Origin of the sequence: Streptococcus mitis, from assembly GCF_002096755.1 — a bacterium.
GTDB classification, from domain to species: domain Bacteria; phylum Bacillota; class Bacilli; order Lactobacillales; family Streptococcaceae; genus Streptococcus; species Streptococcus mitis_AC.
The window spans coordinates 205,676-223,446 of record NZ_NCVF01000026.1; the positions used below are offsets into that span (position 1 = coordinate 205,676).

At 34.3% G+C, this 17,771-nt stretch carries 26 protein-coding genes and 1 pseudogene; all 27 read right to left on the bottom strand.

All coding sequences use genetic code 11. From position 1 onward, the window contains the following. Positions 1-66 precede the first annotated feature (66 nt). Positions 67-375, bottom strand: coding sequence for a hypothetical protein (locus B7700_RS09565; protein WP_001815396.1), 309 nt, complete (start codon positions 373-375; stop codon positions 67-69). 253 nt (positions 376-628) lie between these two features. Then, positions 629-1,423, bottom strand: a complete 795-nt coding sequence (locus B7700_RS09570) for a DUF6287 domain-containing protein (RefSeq protein WP_239822562.1) — start codon at positions 1,421-1,423, stop codon at positions 629-631. Positions 1,424-1,463: 40 nt separating this feature from the next. Then, a complete protein-coding gene (locus tag B7700_RS09575) occupies positions 1,464-2,186 on the bottom strand; it encodes a hypothetical protein (protein ID WP_084888573.1) in 723 nt (240 codons plus the stop codon). A gap of 114 nt (positions 2,187-2,300) precedes the next feature. Continuing rightward, positions 2,301-2,525, bottom strand: coding sequence for a hypothetical protein (locus B7700_RS11360; protein WP_084888575.1), 225 nt, complete (start codon positions 2,523-2,525; stop codon positions 2,301-2,303). A gap of 85 nt (positions 2,526-2,610) precedes the next feature. Further along, a complete protein-coding gene (locus tag B7700_RS09585) occupies positions 2,611-3,153 on the bottom strand; it encodes a DUF3592 domain-containing protein (protein ID WP_084888577.1) in 543 nt (180 codons plus the stop codon). Positions 3,154-3,167: 14 nt separating this feature from the next. Beyond that, positions 3,168-3,689 carry a hypothetical protein gene (locus tag B7700_RS09590; protein ID WP_084888579.1) on the bottom strand — a complete coding sequence of 174 codons (522 nt, stop codon included), beginning with the start codon at positions 3,687-3,689 and terminating at the stop codon, positions 3,168-3,170. A gap of 33 nt (positions 3,690-3,722) precedes the next feature. Further along, on the bottom strand, positions 3,723-4,520 hold the full coding sequence (locus B7700_RS09595; protein WP_084888581.1) for a hypothetical protein: 798 nt from the start codon (positions 4,518-4,520) through the stop codon (positions 3,723-3,725). Positions 4,521-4,533: 13 nt separating this feature from the next. Beyond that, positions 4,534-4,866: a hypothetical protein gene (locus tag B7700_RS09600; RefSeq protein WP_239822563.1), complete on the bottom strand. Its 333-nt coding sequence runs from the start codon at positions 4,864-4,866 to the stop codon at positions 4,534-4,536. After that, positions 4,841-4,912, bottom strand: a complete 72-nt coding sequence (locus tag B7700_RS11365; protein WP_239822566.1) for a hypothetical protein — start codon at positions 4,910-4,912, stop codon at positions 4,841-4,843. Before B7700_RS11365 ends, B7700_RS09600 begins: the two co-directional genes overlap by 26 nt. Before the next feature lie 49 nt (positions 4,913-4,961). After that, positions 4,962-5,504 carry a hypothetical protein gene (locus B7700_RS09610; RefSeq protein WP_084888583.1) on the bottom strand — a complete coding sequence of 181 codons (543 nt, stop codon included), beginning with the start codon at positions 5,502-5,504 and terminating at the stop codon, positions 4,962-4,964. Positions 5,505-5,521: 17 nt separating this feature from the next. Next, positions 5,522-5,713, bottom strand: a complete 192-nt coding sequence (locus B7700_RS09615; RefSeq protein WP_084888585.1) for a hypothetical protein — start codon at positions 5,711-5,713, stop codon at positions 5,522-5,524. Positions 5,714-5,777: 64 nt separating this feature from the next. After that, positions 5,778-6,077: a hypothetical protein gene (locus B7700_RS09620; protein WP_084888587.1), complete on the bottom strand. Its 300-nt coding sequence runs from the start codon at positions 6,075-6,077 to the stop codon at positions 5,778-5,780. Positions 6,078-6,222: 145 nt separating this feature from the next. Beyond that, entirely contained in the window at positions 6,223-6,630 is a 408-nt protein-coding gene (locus tag B7700_RS09625) for a hypothetical protein (protein WP_084888589.1), read from the bottom strand. Further along, positions 6,620-6,949: a DUF4176 domain-containing protein gene (locus tag B7700_RS09630; RefSeq protein WP_084888591.1), complete on the bottom strand. Its 330-nt coding sequence runs from the start codon at positions 6,947-6,949 to the stop codon at positions 6,620-6,622. Before B7700_RS09630 ends, B7700_RS09625 begins: the two co-directional genes overlap by 11 nt. 1 nt (position 6,950) lies before the next feature. Continuing rightward, positions 6,951-7,520, bottom strand: coding sequence for a hypothetical protein (locus B7700_RS09635; RefSeq protein ID WP_142358614.1), 570 nt, complete (start codon positions 7,518-7,520; stop codon positions 6,951-6,953). Positions 7,521-7,726: 206 nt separating this feature from the next. Then, positions 7,727-9,181 carry a hypothetical protein gene (locus B7700_RS11370; RefSeq protein WP_239822564.1) on the bottom strand — a complete coding sequence of 485 codons (1,455 nt, stop codon included), beginning with the start codon at positions 9,179-9,181 and terminating at the stop codon, positions 7,727-7,729. Between the two features lie 142 nt (positions 9,182-9,323). Further along, positions 9,324-9,620 carry a DUF4176 domain-containing protein gene (locus tag B7700_RS09645; RefSeq protein WP_084888595.1) on the bottom strand — a complete coding sequence of 99 codons (297 nt, stop codon included), beginning with the start codon at positions 9,618-9,620 and terminating at the stop codon, positions 9,324-9,326. Positions 9,621-9,864: 244 nt separating this feature from the next. Then, positions 9,865-10,467: a hypothetical protein gene (locus tag B7700_RS09650; RefSeq protein WP_084888597.1), complete on the bottom strand. Its 603-nt coding sequence runs from the start codon at positions 10,465-10,467 to the stop codon at positions 9,865-9,867. A gap of 3 nt (positions 10,468-10,470) precedes the next feature. After that, positions 10,471-11,994 carry a hypothetical protein gene (locus tag B7700_RS09655; RefSeq protein WP_084888599.1) on the bottom strand — a complete coding sequence of 508 codons (1,524 nt, stop codon included), beginning with the start codon at positions 11,992-11,994 and terminating at the stop codon, positions 10,471-10,473. Between the two features lies 1 nt (position 11,995). Beyond that, positions 11,996-12,352: a hypothetical protein gene (locus B7700_RS09660; RefSeq protein ID WP_084888601.1), complete on the bottom strand. Its 357-nt coding sequence runs from the start codon at positions 12,350-12,352 to the stop codon at positions 11,996-11,998. Next, positions 12,352-12,708 carry a TIGR04197 family type VII secretion effector gene (locus B7700_RS09665; RefSeq protein ID WP_020902055.1) on the bottom strand — a complete coding sequence of 119 codons (357 nt, stop codon included), beginning with the start codon at positions 12,706-12,708 and terminating at the stop codon, positions 12,352-12,354. The genes B7700_RS09660 and B7700_RS09665 overlap by 1 nt, the downstream gene beginning before the upstream one ends. A 15-nt stretch (positions 12,709-12,723) precedes the next feature. Continuing rightward, a pseudogene (locus B7700_RS09670) lies at positions 12,724-13,674 on the bottom strand (type VII secretion protein EssC); the annotation flags it as partial. Between the two features lie 506 nt (positions 13,675-14,180). Continuing rightward, positions 14,181-14,492 carry a DUF4176 domain-containing protein gene (locus B7700_RS09675; RefSeq protein WP_084888604.1) on the bottom strand — a complete coding sequence of 104 codons (312 nt, stop codon included), beginning with the start codon at positions 14,490-14,492 and terminating at the stop codon, positions 14,181-14,183. Further along, a complete protein-coding gene (locus tag B7700_RS09680; RefSeq protein ID WP_084888606.1) occupies positions 14,485-15,369 on the bottom strand; it encodes a hypothetical protein in 885 nt (294 codons plus the stop codon). The genes B7700_RS09675 and B7700_RS09680 overlap by 8 nt, the downstream gene beginning before the upstream one ends. Before the next feature lie 5 nt (positions 15,370-15,374). After that, entirely contained in the window at positions 15,375-17,009 is a 1,635-nt protein-coding gene (locus B7700_RS09685; RefSeq protein WP_084888608.1) for a T7SS effector LXG polymorphic toxin, read from the bottom strand. Then, the gene (locus B7700_RS09690) at positions 16,999-17,373 is read right to left on the bottom strand and encodes a hypothetical protein (RefSeq protein ID WP_084888610.1); all 375 of its coding nucleotides are present in this window, start codon (positions 17,371-17,373) and stop codon (positions 16,999-17,001) included. The genes B7700_RS09685 and B7700_RS09690 overlap by 11 nt, the downstream gene beginning before the upstream one ends. 2 nt (positions 17,374-17,375) lie before the next feature. Beyond that, positions 17,376-17,741 (bottom strand): TIGR04197 family type VII secretion effector, encoded by a 366-nt coding sequence (locus B7700_RS09695; RefSeq protein ID WP_084888612.1) that lies wholly within the window; start codon positions 17,739-17,741, stop codon positions 17,376-17,378. Positions 17,742-17,771 lie beyond the last annotated feature (30 nt).

Here is a 17,771-nt window from a genome sequence, read left to right on the forward strand (position 1 = left end):
AAACACCTCAATCAAACTAAAATACAATGATTGAAGTGTTTTTCTTTATATCTTTTTTAATGATTCTTATTTTCCTTCTTTATCAGGAAAGAGATAACCAATACCTACACAAGCTAGTACACCCGCTCCAATCACCAAACCACTTGAAATCGGCAATAGATCCAAAATTGCATTCGCAATGATGAAGGCAATAATCAAACACATCAGACTAGCCTTGTAGTCCTTTTTCAAAAGATTCTCTAGTGTGAAAAAGAGGAACAATCCTACCGGAATCAGTGACCAGAGGTTGACATCTAAACTTGGCCAGCCAACAGAACCAAAATACACTACTGTCGCTGCTGCTACTAAAAATACAATCCCTAATAATTTTTTCATTTGTTTATCTCCAATTTCTTTTTTAGGAACTTGAGTTATCTGATAGTGACGCCTCACGTCCCTTACAAAAATCATTATAGCAGAGGTTAATTTCAAGAACAAGCTCTTTTGTCTATCTGGTCTCTATCTCGGTCTAAATGGTTCAATAGTTAAAATGAAAGAAAAAGAAGCCCTAATCAGCTTCTTCATTCTAGTGATTGCAACAGTATCTCTGAACTAAAACAATCGAAAGTTAGATTCTAAACTAGTTTTTCTAGTTCGTATTTTTCTTTTCCTTAGATTCTAGAGAAGTTTTGATTGCTTCGCGTTCAGCCTGTAGTTGAGCTAAATTCTTCTCCTCTTCCTCAAGTTTACTAGTATCTGGTTTTACACGATAATAAACATCTTCTGGTTTCGACAACATCGCTTCATACTGCTGTCCTGCAAACAGTCTATCCTCGTCATGATTACTTTTATCTGTCAGTTTTCCATCATCACCAGGTTTCATGACAACTCCACTTGGTACGGCAACTACCACAAATCCTCCTGCAACTGAATCTTTTACCCAAGCACTAATAAAAACTGTTTCTGGATTTTGACTATTTTTTCCACCTGATGCTTTCAATTCGACAATAGATTCATTCTTTTGACCATTCGACAGCCAAGAGGAACGCATTTCCCCAGACTCATTAATAACATATTCATTACCGGAAGCTGTACGCCATGTACCTTTCAAACTAGATAAATCATTATTTCTTAGTGATTCAATATCCAGTTTCGGAACAGCAGTTTCTTCTTTTAGCTTGCTAACAAGTGCTTCTGCTTCAGTAATCTTGGTGTCTAAATCAGTCAGTTGATCCTTGAGTTTATGTATCTCCTCCTCTTTAACTTTGGTATCTTTATCGCTTTTAGCCTGACTTCTGCTATCTTTAACAGAAACCGTTGATGATACTTGCTTTGAATCTTTCTTTCCATTAAATCTAAATAAGAAGATCGATGCTACTATCAAGACGACTAAAACTGAAAGTATAACTCCCATCAGCATTTGAATTTTTCGAACTTTTTTCATTATTTTCTCCTTTTTTTACCCACTAATCTATATTTGTTGGCTAAACTAATCCATCGCTATGAGGGTGCTTTTTTATATAAATAGCTGCATAAATAGCATCTACTATTACAGCTGGCAGGGTCAAAGTAAATAAAATTCCCAATAAAACACCAAAAGCAATCTGAATATAACCTGTTAGGAGGGCGGGAATGATTGTTGCCCCAGCAAAAGCTATAGCAAAATTATTCCACCATTTTTTCTTTCTACTTCCTCCTTTTACTTGATTAAAGGCCCAGACTTTCCCTTGATTCTTTGGGATATAGTACCAAGCATAGAGGCCACAAGCAAAGATAAAAAGGAACATCATCAATATTACATAAAATGGAGTGAGAGGGGATTGATATATCTCCTTAGCTCCTATAGAACTACCGTCTGAAATAACTATTAGTAAACAAATAAAATTTGTAACTATCACTAAGCTTAACACTGTAAGGGCTATCAAATAATATGTTAAAGCCTTCCATGCGTTTACCAAATAGGGAATAAAAGAAATGATAATACCTAATATATTCACAACACCGCAAAACAAAGAAAGTCCTTTAAAGATGCCTAGATTGTCTTCATAAGTTCCACCCACATACAGAAAACCAGTTAATGCTAAAGCAATCCATGGATATAATTTAATATAACCTAAACTGACACCCTGTGTGATCAAAGGCCCGTGGTATCTTTCTCGTTGTCTACTAGTAATCATTGCTCTATTTTTTCTATTTTTCTTTACCATCAACTCCACTCCTATCGTTTGCAAGCCTTCACCAATTTCATATATATTTTATGAAGACATCCTTAGCTGCATCCGTTACAGATAAAGGATAACTCTTAAAATAAACTGGGATATCTATAAAACATTTCCAGCATATCCTCTATAAGCTCCTAACATGAAGGATATACTTTTTGACAAATCTGTTCGACTGATACATTTCCCAACCCACTCAATACATGCAGTAGATAAATTTTTAATCCTTAGTTCTCTTTTGTAAAAATAACGGAAAAAGAAAAATACAAATGAACAGAGTAATAAAAGTGCAAATAGCAACAAAAAATAAAGCTTCAAATCTGTCATATAGTTCTCCTACTTCATCTGAATATCTGATATACTTAGGTTCATTTCTTCTGCTACATCTATACAAACTTTTGACATCTATACCTCATCTCTTTAACAAATAAGCAAGTACTACAATAGCATAGGTCATGATTAACAATATAGCACTACCGATGCCAAACCATTTATAAAGCTTGTTAATCCCACAGTATCGTTCTACATAAGCCCTGTTTGGTTTTTCAGGATCATACCATACAGTCATCGTTGAATAGACTGGAAAATGCGTTCGCATTAAGTTATTAAACGATATAAAAGAATTACGATAAAAGGTTAGGGAATTTGCCAACATGTCCTCTCTTGTAAAGTTATCAGATGTTTTTACAGGCCCCCATGGAAGCGAAATCGTTTTGATTATAAAATACCGTAATGGCTTGCTATAAGTAGTTCCGTCAACCGTATATTCAACAATCGGAGGATTCCCAGCCTGAAAATTACTATAGCCCACAACCGTTCCCTTAACAGACGATTTGGCAAGACGTACCATCTTTTTATCCCGAAAATAAAGGTAGAGATATGTACCAGATAAAAAGATCAAAGATAAAAGGATGACGATGGTAGCAAATAAAAATAAAATGGTTTCTGTTGTCACATTCAACTCCTATCTTATTCTACGCTCTTCACATCAGAGATTGAAAGTGTCATCTTGGATGGATCTGACATCGAGTCAACACTTTCCATTTGTTCTGAGTTAAGTGGTAACAAAATTAATGTAGTTGTGTAAGAAGGTAACTCACCACTATCCTTGATAGTATAGCTAATCTTTTGATTCTCAAAAATAGTTTTGCCATCATAGGACCAGCTTAGTGAAAACTCCAAATCTTTTTTGATATCTACGTCAGTTTTATTGACGAGCATCAGTGCTGCCCTACCATCTGAGACTGCTCCTGTAAAGTAGATAGCCATATTTCCCTTACTACCTAGTTCGGGATGTTCCTTAGTCAATTTTTTTCCAAGTTCAATTAAATCCGACGTTTGACCTTCATATTGTGGTGCTACTACAAATTTCAATTCTTTCTCTGTATTTACAACTGTCTCGCGTGTACTTTTCTCTGTTCCCCCTGCTTCCTTTCCATTAGAGCAAGCTCCAAGTATTAACAATAAAATTATAACAAACAGCTTCTTCATTTTTTCTCCTTTTAATAAAAATTATACAAACCTTTATTTCTTTTTAGACTTCTTAACATGTTCCTTATACATTTTTGACTTCTTTCCATACCATTCTTCGATGGTATATCCATACTCTTCACGGTATTTCTCTTGATTTTTATTGACTGCATTCAAGTTTTCTAGCGTTACTACATTGGACTTGAAAAATGATACCAAAAATAGTCCTAATAAAATAGGTGAAATTGGCAACAAAGCAAGCAAGAGATACGCTAGGAAATGATTAAGCCCATGGGTAAAGAGATTGATGCCATACATCAACAACCATAAGAATAAAATAACATTTAAAAACTTTTTATAATACTCTGAGGAGAAATAATCCTTACTAGCACGCTGCTTTGTAACGAGAATATAAATAAGGTAAATCAGAGATAAGACAAATCCAATCCAGTAGACGATACGAACTGCTACTAGAGGGATTAGATACAAGGCGGCTATAAACAAACTATAATATAAAATTACGAGCAAAAATAATTGAAAAATCTGAGTCATTAAATAGGCTTTAATGCGATTTCTTTTCGTAATGATATAACAACAAATAAAATAACACCAACAAAACAAGAATAGAAAACCAAAGAAACTATCTGGGGGAATGAGACCTTTTTCAACTGATGTCAATTGCGTAACTAGTTCATGTCCAGCTTCACTAGCCATTCGAAATAGGTTTATCGGTAAAGATGTCCCAAGCATAATCATCAATGAAAAAAAAGGCGCTACAAAAATTATCTTTACTAAGTTTAATCTTCGAGTTGGATCGAGTGCATCATTAATATCTTTTTGTATCTTATCCATTTATTCTCTCCTATTATCCAAACAAGGATGAGGCAGCCTTCAGACCACCATTGAAAAAATCAGAAACATTCTTGCCCACACTTTTGACAGTCTCCAAGCCCTGGTGGATTCCTTTCCCGATAGATTCCACTCCTGATTCTACCACGTCTACAGCACCATAAGCTAAATTTTTAGCTTTGTCATAAACTGACTTTTTAAATTCTGGTGCAACAACAGAACCGATAAGATTAAGCGTTCCCCAAGCGAGCCCAACGATAGCTCCAATAACTGTCTCCGAATTTTTGCCAAACAGAAAAACAAAGAAAAATGTCCTTGCCCCATTATACCACAATATCAAAATAGCCAATTGTACCCTCTTGATTGTACAATGGAAATCTACCTATAATCATCACATCAATCGTTCCATTATGTAGACGAACAATTGCACCAATAGGTAATAAGTTATATATTCTTCTCTCCTTTTTCTACTATTTTAATGATTTTTAACCATCTATTAAGTTGGTAATCAAATTTGAACATAAATATCACTAAAAAACTAACCGCCAAAAAGAGTACGGCAATGGTTTCATTTCCAAAGACAAACAAAAGAATAGCGACTACAGTTAGGATTCTAAAAAGATTAAGAAGACATTTAAAGTACCCTCTTCTTCTCTTCAAAGATTTGACAAACTTCTTACTCTGTTCCTCATCCAATTCTGATTTTTTTAATTTTAAAGTTCCGTGGTAAAATCTGATAATCAAAGTGGCTAAAAAATAAGATAAAATGCCTAAGATTGGAACCATCCCAACTCGGACTATCTGATTATTAAATATTCCTGCTTCGGCCAATATATCAGAAATTTTATTTATAATGTACAGCGTAACAGGCAGTAGAATATAAGACCAGTAATTAGGAGAAGATGTTTCCTCTAGCAATACATTATTCTCCCAATCAAAATGATAATTTTTGTTCTCCCATATCCCTAAATTAATAATTGTTTCCATATGTAATGTAAATCCTTTTAATTAAATGAACTATCTAATCCCGAGAAAAATCCATTAACTGCATCTCCCGCACTGTCCCATATTTTCTCAGCTGTATCACCAACAGATTTCATCGTATCACCTACTACATTCTTTGTACCATCCCAAACATCACCAACAAATTCCACGACTTTATCCCCATATTTATCATATAGATAATCAAAAGCCATCCATAGCGTTTTCGATAAGCTTCGAGCGCTTTCACATCATCCTCAGAGAGTTCTTTTCCATCTTTTATTTTCTCTGATAGTGTTCATCAATTTTAGCCTTCTTATCCCATTCGCCTTCAATATTTTTGGCCCACTCCATATCATTTGAATGACTTGAAAAAGTACCACTAAAACTTGAAAATTCTGTTTCAAGTTGACTTAAGCCCGTTTGGAGATTTTGAGCTAATCCGTCAAATTCTGATTTATCAGATGTAACATAGACATCTATGTCAACAGTATATGAAACTGCACTAGTTTTACCTTTTAGATAAGCCTTATCAAAAAGAATACTTAAACGTGCTTTTGCACCGGTTGCTGAATCCATTATTCACAGTTGTAGTTGCTGTATGTACAAATGCACATCTCGCAATTTCCTTATTCAGATTATCCAAAAAGAAGAGAGGTAAATTAGTCCTCTCCTAGACATGAATTCTTGTTAACTTGCTACAGTTAATATAGAGAAAAAACAATTAATTAGTTATTTTCACCTGACCTTTTTCATATCCCGAATACCAACTACTTTCAGGACTGACATATTCGGGCAATTCCTTTTGTGGCTGTTCTCCTAAAAGAATTAAGGTCCCATCATGTATCAAACAAGAATAATGAACCGAATCTCTAATAAATTCTTCATTCTCAGTATCAAATGAGTAAGTATATTCTTTACCACCTTCCTTTATAGTGATCTGCTCACCTTCTATTTTTATCCATGAAGTTTTATCTAGTGAAGCCGTTTTAGTAGATTCATTTTTGACCACCAGATAGTAAATTCCATCATCTGATTTCATATCATCAAGAATAGTAGTAATGAGCCCTAGAATCATAAATGCAGGAATAATCAAAAGAAACCATTTCCATTTTTTTGATTTATTTTTCATCAGTATCAATTACCTCCATTATCGATAATTTTTTTAATTCAGTACTTTTTTCAAACTTGTCAGATTCGTTAAGAAAATTTTGAAAATCAACATCAATATATCCAAGGAAAATGACCCTTTCTATATCTTCTTTATTAAAAAATACGGTATGTTCAGCATCAAAACCTACAGGTAGAATGACACCTGCAAAATCAAAATAACCTTCCCTTACTTCATTTTTAACAATAGGATACTGTCCTATAATAGCAATATTTACAGATTCGTTAACTAAATTCACAACTGTTCCTACAGGTAATTGTTGCCGTTGATCTTTCATCATTTTACATTTCCTCCAATATGGTTTTTGAATTTCTCACTATAAAAATATCTAAGTTCTCATTAGAAATATCTGTTAATAGTTCTTTTGCCTTCTTTTCATTTCCTTTTAACTGCTCATTCAAAGCATCAAAATACATTGACTCCAATATATCGAATCTAAACTCGCTTACTTTTTCCTTAAAGTAATCATTTGCTTTCTTTTTAATTACAATATCCAATATTGCTTCGTATCTTTGAGTGAGTTCCATCATATCAGAATCATTTATATTGCAATCTTTTAATATTTCTTCAATGTCTACTATCGAATTAATTTTATTAGAGAGCAGCTCAGAATTTACTTGATAAATTGCTACTGATTTATTTTCTAGTTCACTTAATTTGAATGTGGATTTTAATTCAACTATTTTATTAATTACATCTCTAAAATCTCCTTGCATATAGGTGTAAATAATTTCATATATATTAGACACTTTTCTTGCCCTTTTTAATTTAGCATTTCTATTAATCTGAATGTATTGTCTCCAAGATTCAATATCAAGATCAAAAAATAATAATTTATTAAGTAATTTCACATACCACTTCTCTATCCCTCTAATAACAAGATAGAGAATACAAATATAGCCCACTGTTATATATAAACGATATTGAAATAGTTGTCTAATACTTACTAAATATATGAGTAACATTGTTATCACTAAATATGCTAATCTGAGATAAAGATCATATCTCTTTCTCAAGTATTTGTATTGTATCATAACATTATCCTCTTTATTTCTATTTACTGCCCACCTGCTAGTTTCCCTATAAATGGCATAGTAAAAGGCGCCAACTCTGGTTGAACTACTGTCAGAATAGCTGCTCCTACAGCAATCACTTCCCATGTATTTCCTATCTGAATTCCGCTTTCACGCTCATTAGAAGTCGTCCAGTCTCCCTTTTTCTCAGATTCTGTATGTTGATTATAAGCTGCTAAAATCCCATCATTTATATCCGTGCTCAGTTTTAATCCATAGTAATCCGTTGTTGTCTTTTTACCTTTAGTTTTACCAGCTCCAGCCGCCACATCTAATTCCAAACCATGGTCTTCTGAAATACCTAAATCAGTTTTTATTCCCCCTTGGTATCCAAATGCGGACACTTCAGCTTTGGCATTAATATGCCAATCTTCAACTCCTATTTCAAATGAAATAAATTTTAAATCAATCCCTACTCCTGAAATTTGGCCATTATTTGTTTTTAAATTAATGAAACCTTTTTTCTCAATTACAGACTTAACTTTTTCTTTTGCATAAGTTGAGTGAGTAAAATATCTACCTTGAATATTTTGTTTTTGCTCTATAGATACAGTATGCTCATAACCAAAAATTTGAACATTATTTATAGAACGTTTAAATTTTGATTTTGCTTCAGAGAATTTCTTATACTCTATAATAATATTTTCAATTTCTTTTGGAATTTCTCTATTAGGATACCAGTTTTTATAAGCATCGATTTTCTTCACATCATCGTCAGAGAGTTCTTTACCATCCTCAATTTTTTTGAGAACCTCCTTATAATCTCCGTCAATCTTAACCTTATTTTCCCACTCACCCTCGATATTCCGTGCCCATCCCAGAGTATGCACAGAGTGCTTGGGGAAAGTACCACTAAAACTTGAAAATTCTGTTTGGATTTGGCTTAATCCCGTTTGGAGATTTTGAGCTAAGTTATCAACTAAGCTACTACCTTCCCCTGCAGAAAAAACGTCATTAGAACTTCCAGCAAATAGATTTAACTTGCGGAGCTTATCCATTTTTTCATTTCTTTGTCCAGTTAAAGAATCCATGCGGTTTAAAAGACTACTTAAAGTGCTTGCACTTACAGATTCGTCTCCAACCATTGCATTGTACATCCCTCTAATACTGTGAAGACTAGCTTCAAGGTTACGAATTTCACTTTCAAGTACCTCTGAATCAAGATCCTCACCGCCAACTTCTGATTGATATTTTGATGGTAGCTTTGGAACAGCTTCGCTCACCAATTCTGTATACATGATAGCTCCCTTAAGCAAGGGAGTGATTACATTCATACCATATTGCTTACCACTATCATAGGCTGCCCCTTGCAAATCTCCTGCATTATCAAATGCTGATAATGCAGAAATTGCCTCATTGTAGGAAGCTATTCTGGCTTCTCCCACAGAAGCCATTGTCTGACCCTGCGTATCAGAAGATCCTAATACCATTTTTACCATATTACTTCTGCGACTCCTGTTCTATCATTAATTTCTTTCGAGCATGGCAGAGCTCATCTAACTCCCTTTCCAATCGTTGCTCTTGCTTCTTAATCGTTAGTTTTAGTCTTACAATTCAAGTTGAGATACGAATTATGAAGTTTTATTCACTTAACTTTAACCTAGTGTACTTTATATTTTCTCTTTCCTCTTCAAATTTCTGTTGCATTAGTTCTTCAGAATCATCTACATAACCTTCAAACAAAATTTTAGCAATATTTTCTTGATTAAAAAAGTACGCATGAGCATCCAGACTTCCATTAGGATAAATACAAGCAGAATAATCAAAATAGCCAATTTCCCCATTGTTATTATAAAGAGGGAAACGATTTATTATCATTAGCTTTACTTCTCCATTTTTCAATTGTACGATACTTCCAATAGGTAATATTCTATTCACTTAAAATTATTCCTTTCGCTCTTATTTTAAATTATAATTTTATACTATTTATAGTGTAATAGTTTCCACATTTTACTTTGAAATACATTTTACTTCTAACAGCCTATTTTACAATACTTTTTATTCTACATAAATTGTTTATAAAATATAGATTTATGATAAACAAGAAGACATAATGTACAAACAAGCATAAAGAATTCCAAAGCTATACTAATCTAATGTCACTTTCTATCTATTTTTTCATTCATTGAAAGTTATTCCTTTCGCTATATTTCATAGTCTCTTCTATTCTTTTTATTGCCTTAAAACGTCTGAGAATATGTAGATTCTTTACGATTCCAGTTGATAACAATAATCCAAAAATAAAAACAATTAATCCTATTAGAATTGAAAAACTTAAGAAGAGTATAAGTCCTAGTGTTGCCCCTACAAATGATAGTATAGAAATATTCCTTAAAACATGCACCAATTGTATTGCATGAACCATAATATCCTCTAATTCCACTTCATCTAAAGAAATAGGTGTGAATAAACAATCAGATATTTTTTGCTTTTTTATATAGTTATTTAAAATACTATTAAGGACAAAAAAGGAAATCATAGCACCTACAAAAAGAATCGAATTTAGATAAAAATTTGAATTTAAAATATACCATCTATTAATAACAACTGAAAAGATAGCAATAATGAGTGAAAATCCCGACGAATTAACTAATAATTTCTGACTTAGACGTCTATATTTCAATGTATTTCTTTCTAGAATGTACCATTGATTTTCTGAGATGTTATAAAAGTAACCAACCTTCCCATCATGATACAATTCAATTTTAAATTGATTACTCTTCATACTCTAACCAAAAACACTTCCTAAACCACTTAAAGCACCTGATATAGCATCACCCACGCCATTAACAATATCCTTTGCGGAATTAAATGTATCTATTCCCCATTTTGCTATCTTATCTTTATTATCGTAAATTGCATCAAAAATCATTGAACCACCAACTGAAATTACTGAAGTCACAACAAAATCGGTAACCACACCAGCAATCGGAGCTAATGGAGCTAAGACAACTGTTGACCCCAATGCCGTTGTAACTGCTGCTCCCGATACTTTACCTACAGCAGCTCCAATTAATCCCATCGTAACATGTGCACCAGTTTTTATACTTGCATCAACAGGATCTGTTCCACTGTCAACCTGCATCGAATAATCCACAGCAGCTCCTAGTAAAGGAACTCCATATTTAGCAACACCACTTACAAATCGACTATAAGCAGGATTGACATTAATAGGAATAGTAGCAGTTCCTCCGCCTACCAAAGCTCCTACTAATGCATTCTGCATATTTTGAGATCTATATGCTAAAGTTTCCCAAGCATATTTTATTATTTTTTCAACAGCCTTATCTGTAACTTTACTTTTTACCAATTCGCTAAAGAAAGCTACTCCACCACTTAATAAACCACTCATAATAGACTGGTTTATATCAAATGGAATTCCCTCCTCTTCAGATTCTTCTTTAGCTTCTGCTTTTAGCTTTTTATCTTCGATAGCCTGTTTATGTTTATCGAGAGCTACTTGAACTGTTTCCGGCAATTCTCTATTTGTATATCTCTTCTTATATGCCTCTATCTTCTTCACATCATCCTCAGAGAGTTCTTTTCCATTTTTTATTTTCTCAAGAACCTTCTGATAGTCTTCATCAATCTTAGCCTTCTTATCCCATTCGCCTTCAATATTTTTGGCCCACTCCATATCATTTGAATGACTTGAAAAAGTACCACTAAAACTTGAAAACTCTGTTTGGATTTGGCTTAATCCCGTTTGGAGATTTTGAGCTAAGTTATCAACTAAGCTACTACCTTCCCCTGCAGAAAAAACTTCATTAGAACTTCCAGCAAATAGATTTAACTTGCGGAGTTTATCCATTTTTTCATTTCTTTGTCCAGTTAAAGAATCCATGCGGTTTAAAAGACTACTTAAAGTGCTTGCACTTATAGATTCGTCTCCAACCATTGCATAGTACATCCCTCTAATACCGTGAAGACTAGCTTCAAGGCTACGAATTTCACTTTCAAGTACCTCTGAATCAAGATCCTCACCGCCAACTTCTGATTGATATTTTGATGGTAGCTTTGGAACAGCTTCGCTCACCAATTCTGTATACATGATAGCTCCCTTAAGCAAGGGAGTGATTACATTCATACCATATTGCTTACCACTATCATAGGCTGCCCCTTGCAAATCTCCTGCATTATCAAATGCTGATAATGCAGAAATTGCTTGATTGTAGGAGGCTATTCTGGCTTCTCCCACAGAAGCCATTGTCTGACCCTGCGTATCAGAAGATCCTAATACCATTTTTACCATATTAATTATTCGACTCCTGTTCCACTAATAATTTTTTTCGAGCATGGGAAAGTTCATCTAACTCTCTTTCCAATCGGTCTTCTTGTTTCTTGATTGAATCTTTTCGTTCCTCCGACCACGCTTCAACTAATGCACCTACACTGCCTATGTCCATTATCAAATCTTGATAAGTTTGATAATCTTTTGACGATAGAGGCAATTCTAAGATTTGTCGCAATGGAAGCAAACTTTGTCGATGCATTTCAAATAGTTCATTTTCTTTTCGAGTAACTTTCTTCTTCTCCAAACTTAGTTGATTTAGAAAATTATCCAGTTCTTTTGATTTATTATCGATTTCTTCTAATGTTAGTTTCTTCATTATTCTTCTGAAAAATAGCTCCTATTTGGAACAAATGTAGTATTATTCTTTGGAACTGCACTCGTTTGAGGTAGCGCAGAAGTATTGGTATCTATGTTTGCAGCAAGCTGACTATCCACTGCTACAAATTCAGCGGCTGTACTCTGTATCCTTGAAACAAATCCATTTAAAACCTCTGCAATAGAAGACGCATACTCAGCTTCTTTAGGAATCTTCTCCGCAGCTGTACTATTTCCTGGATACTCACTCGATTGGTCTAGAACAACTTTATTTCCAGATATAATACTACTAGATGAGCTAGCTATTCCAGATGCAATAGAACTAGCTACTTCTTCTTTACTTTGTATTAGTGGCATACAAATCCCTCCAAATTAGTCATTTTTAGTAATTTTTAATTTAACGGCTTGTTTACGATCATGCAGATACACCTCATCCAACTCTAGTCGAGCCTCTCTATTATTATAAGGTTTATCTAAAAACATTTGATCCATTAAACGCATACCCAACATAACCCACTGCGCATTGGATTTAAGATATTTCGGAACTTCATGGATGTTATTTCCAATATATGAATGCTCACCACCAATTACAAAATGCAATCCTACACGCAAACCATTTTTGAATAAAAAGTCCAAATCTTTTTCTGACAGACCATGCTCAACAATTACTTTTATATTTGGCATAAAAATCAACCAATCAGAGTATAAGTCTCCTTCTAGTCGGCGATTAACCTCAAATATTAATTGTTGAGCTATTTCAGAAATTTCTTTTTTACTACTAATATACGTTGACACTTTTTCACTATAAGACCTATATTCCTCCAGTGAATCTACAAGCATCACTCGTAATTTCTTACCAAAACAGAGTGATGTATTTAATAAATGATGTGTTTGATTTTCTAATGACTCAGCAGAATCAGAAAGATAAATCAAGCTTTTTAATTGATTAAACGAAATAGCAACACTCTGTACCATTTCAAACTCCAGACCAATCGGCAATTCATGATTTTGAATCGCCTCTTGAGTTGTAGGCAGATTGAGAAATACATCCATGGTCAACTCCTCTGGTACCATCGGGATGGCACTTGGGCGTTGTCCTGTCCAGGCTTCTTGGAGGGAAGCCACTTCCTGACGAAGGTTATTGAGGACTTGGTTTTCGTTGTCTCCAGAGACTGGGAGTGCCAGCTGGATGACATCCACCTCTTCGCGCTTCATGAGGGCACGGCCCTTGATATCTTCCATAGTCATGGCGAGTGGCGTAGAGCCCACGATGGCTCGCACTTCACTAGCTTCATTTTGTGGTAGGCTCAACTGGTGCTTGAAGGCAGAAATTGCCTCATTATAGGATGCTATTCTAGCTTCTCCTACCCTTGTAGTCAATCAACAAGAAAGCCACATTATGAGGGTGGAACTTGACGGCAAGAGACAGGATTTTTTTGTAAATAGCATAGCAGATAAATAATCGAAAATATAGAATTTTCAAGGTACTAGAAAGAAAACGTTCTCGTTCTATTATACCACAATATCAAAACAATCCTCGTCCCATAGGAACAAAGCTATATTTTTGTATCATGAATTTAGGCTTATGACCACGCTAATTCATCTTACGAAATGGAACAGACAAAAAACGAGGAGTTTCTTTAATGTCAAAGCAGCTCCTCGTTTTTGATTTTTATTTAAAGTATAGTGATTTCTTAAACAATCTCTAAAAATATAGCTTATTCGAATTTTGTTACACTTTTAATGGTTTTAAAGCTTTCAGCAAAAAGACAGAATTAACATTACTACATTCAATATAGATGAACTATGATAGTTACTCCTTTGTAATTCTATTTTATCTCTTTCTTAGGAACCGTGAGTGTTTTCGTCCATTCTCTATAAATTTCTGAAAAACGTTCCTCTTCCTCATCTGAATAGCCTACAAAAACGACTTTGTCAATATTTTCATGTTGAAAGAAAAGCGTCGATTCCGTTTGAAAGCCCATTGGGTACAAAATACCCATATAATCAGCAAATGCTTTTTTTCCAGTTTCCTCGTCGTCAAAGATAACTCCACGACCAATAATCATTAATTTCTGCGTTCCTTCTTGAAGATAGACAATACTACCTAACGGTAATAATTCTTTATTTTTATTATTCATTTTTTAATAACTCCTTGTGTTTTTTTAAATATTTCATTCCATACCACTCTTCTACAGTTTTCCCTTCCCACTCGCGGTATTCTTCAGGATATTTCCATTTGTAATAACCTTCTAAAAAGAAAGGAAACTCCATGAATACAATCATGGCGATTACACCAATATTTGATAGAATCCAAAATATAAAGAGACCTAAAACAGTTACGGAAGAGGAAAAATTAATAGAAAAAGCTTTGAAAATAAAATTAACAATCACAGCCAAGCCCAATATACCTGCTCCATAAATAGCAATACCTTTGGCAATTTTATCGAGTAAGGTAGGTGACTTAACTTCTCCATACATTCGTTTTTTCAAACTTCTAAGCTCCGTTCTTAACATTACATAAGCCAAGAATGCTAGAAGTCCAAAAAATACCAAGATCCCCCATATTGATAATATAGGTAAAGACATAGTTGTTGCCAGCAAATTAAATTCAAACACAAACCATATTATAAAAGTTATAATATGAAATCGATAACGATAAGGGAGAATAAACGTCCGTTTAAAGAATTTACCCATTAATACCAATAACAACCAAATTAACAAGCAAATTAAATAAAGCTCGACTGTTAGCAAAGGATACTGAGAAACTGGTAACCTTAAATCTTTAGGATCAGAATTTTGCAATGATAGGGTAACAGCAAGGAGCATGAAATTTGCACCTATCGGAAACAACAGACTAAGAATAAAAGTTTTAATACCAAACCAAAAAGAGGGTCTCCCTTTCTTAAAGGCTTTCCCAAGTTTATTATAATAATCTTTTTTCTGATACTGTAAAAACCCATCATCTAATAAATTTAAACTCTCCTCAAAACTTGCTTTAAAAATTGATTTCTTCATACTTTTCACCCAAATCCTAGTGCCTTACCGATTCCACCTATACCATTAGATATATTTTTAACAGTTCCTTTTATACCGTTACCAATATCATCTATCATCTCTTTCGTTCCTTTAACAGGATCATCAAAAAATTGCGGCTTCCATGCTTTTATACCTTGAATAACACCTCCAACAAATACTCCAACAGCTGCTCCTGGGATACCACCTATCGCAGCTCCTATTGTTGCACCTTCTAATGGACCAACACTAGCTATAGCTGAAAGTGCACCTTTCCCAGCAGCTTTTCCTATATCCTTAGTTTTGCTATATTCGTCTACTCCACTAGAAATCGCTGTAATCCCAAGATCAGCAAACGTCGTTACTGTACCTACTTTCCCCATAACCTTAGCTACTTTTGGGAAATATTTGAGCCCTTTTCCTAATAAGCCTGTTGCCTCTTCTCCCCCTTTTATATATTTACCAAATTTCGCCATTCCAGCATCTCTGGCACCTTCCAATCCTGTTTTAACAATAGTTTCTACAGGGCTTGCGATATCAGAAATACCATCGAAAATCTTTTTCAGTGTCCCTCCCTTATTTCCTAATGATTCATACCGAGCCATGGCACTCATTACACCACTTACAAATTTCCTACCTTTTGTCCCCTTATCAACCGATCCCAGCAATTCTATGACGCCGTCCGATTGTAGAAAAGCCTTAGTCAAGTTTTTCGGTGTTAGTCCAAGTATTTGGGCTCCTCTCTTAAACCAGTCATTATCTGAGATTGTCTTAATTGCATCATACAAATTAATTGTATTGTACTTAACACCATCATCACCAAGTACTTCAGCTAATATCTTTTCATAGAGGTGTTGCTCAATAGCATTAACTAACGTATCTGGCAACTCTTTACCTGGATACCGTTTTCTATACTCTGCAATTGATTTTATATCATTCTCATCTAATTCGGTTTTATTTTTAATTTTATCTAAAACATTTTGATAATTTTGAACTACCTCAGAACGTTTCTTCCACTCACTATTAATAGTATTAGCCCAAGAAGCTTGTCCCTCTACTTTAAAAGTTCCATCAAACTTTCCAAAGTCACCTGTGACTTGTTCGAAACCTTGGAAAACTAAGCTCTGTAAGCTTTCTGAATCTGAAAACTGACCACTAGTAGAGCTCGCAAACGACTGCAATTTTTCTAATTTCCTTTGTAACTCATCTCGCTTACTCGTCGCATTTGAGATAATTCCTCGAACATTACTTATATATATAGGATCGACGTCCTTTAGATTATATAAACTATATAAAATAGATTCATAAGTCGAAATGATTGTATTCTTCGCTTCAATTTGCTGTTGAAGTATCTCCTCATCTAGACTTTCTCCACCGACTTGTGAATGGTAAAGAGTCGGTAGTTCACCGGCTTTTCCTCCTAGACTCTCTGAAAAGAGGATAACTCCTCTAAGTAGGGGAACCATTATATTTTCCGCATAGGACTTAGCGCTATCATAGGCTTCCCCTTTCAACTCCTCCTCTGTAATCAAATTATTAAAGGCACTAATGACATCGTTATAATAATTCACACGGCTACTTAATACACTATTTGCTGTACTGCCCTGCGAATCTGCTGAGCCTATATCTACTTTAATCCCCATTCTTCTCCTCCTTCTCCTCATTTTGTAATTCAAGACGGCGTTGTTGAAAAAGAAGTTCCTCTTTTTCGCCCTCTAGCTTGCTCATTGCTTTTTTTAATTCTTCTTTCCTCTCAGAGATAAAATCATCAAGTAGCTGTTCATTCCTTTTTAACATCTCTATATCTTCAAGACGATCCATCTCATCTTTAACTGATAACGGATAATAGCCTAATTCTCTATATGGAATGAAGTTCGTTTGACAAAGATCTAAGATCTCCGTCGCAACGGAAAGAAACTGATTTCTTTCTTCTTCTAGCTTTGATAATTTCGTTTGAATCTGTTGAACACCACATTGAATATCTTCTAATTTTCTAGTTTTTTCCATCCTCACTCCTTAAACAAATTATTTTGAGGAACAAATGACGGATTTGTGTATGGCGAAGATAGACCAGTTGTCCCCTTATTTTGAATCGACGGTAAATTATTCTGCCACATTGTACTTATATTCTCATCTACTACTTCGAATTCATTTGCGACACCATGAATTAATTTTACGAATTCACTTATTTTCGATTGAATATTTTGAGCAATAGATGCCTCATTGATGATCAATTTTCTTCCTACCGTATTAGCGGTATAATAGCTTGTCTTATCTCTAGTAACTGTACCGGCAGTTGTAATGCTATTGCTTGCTGATACAATTCCAGTTGCAATAGTACTTGCCTTGCCTTTTTCACTTTTTACTTGTCCCATGTTCAATAACCTTTTCAATTATCCTTTCTA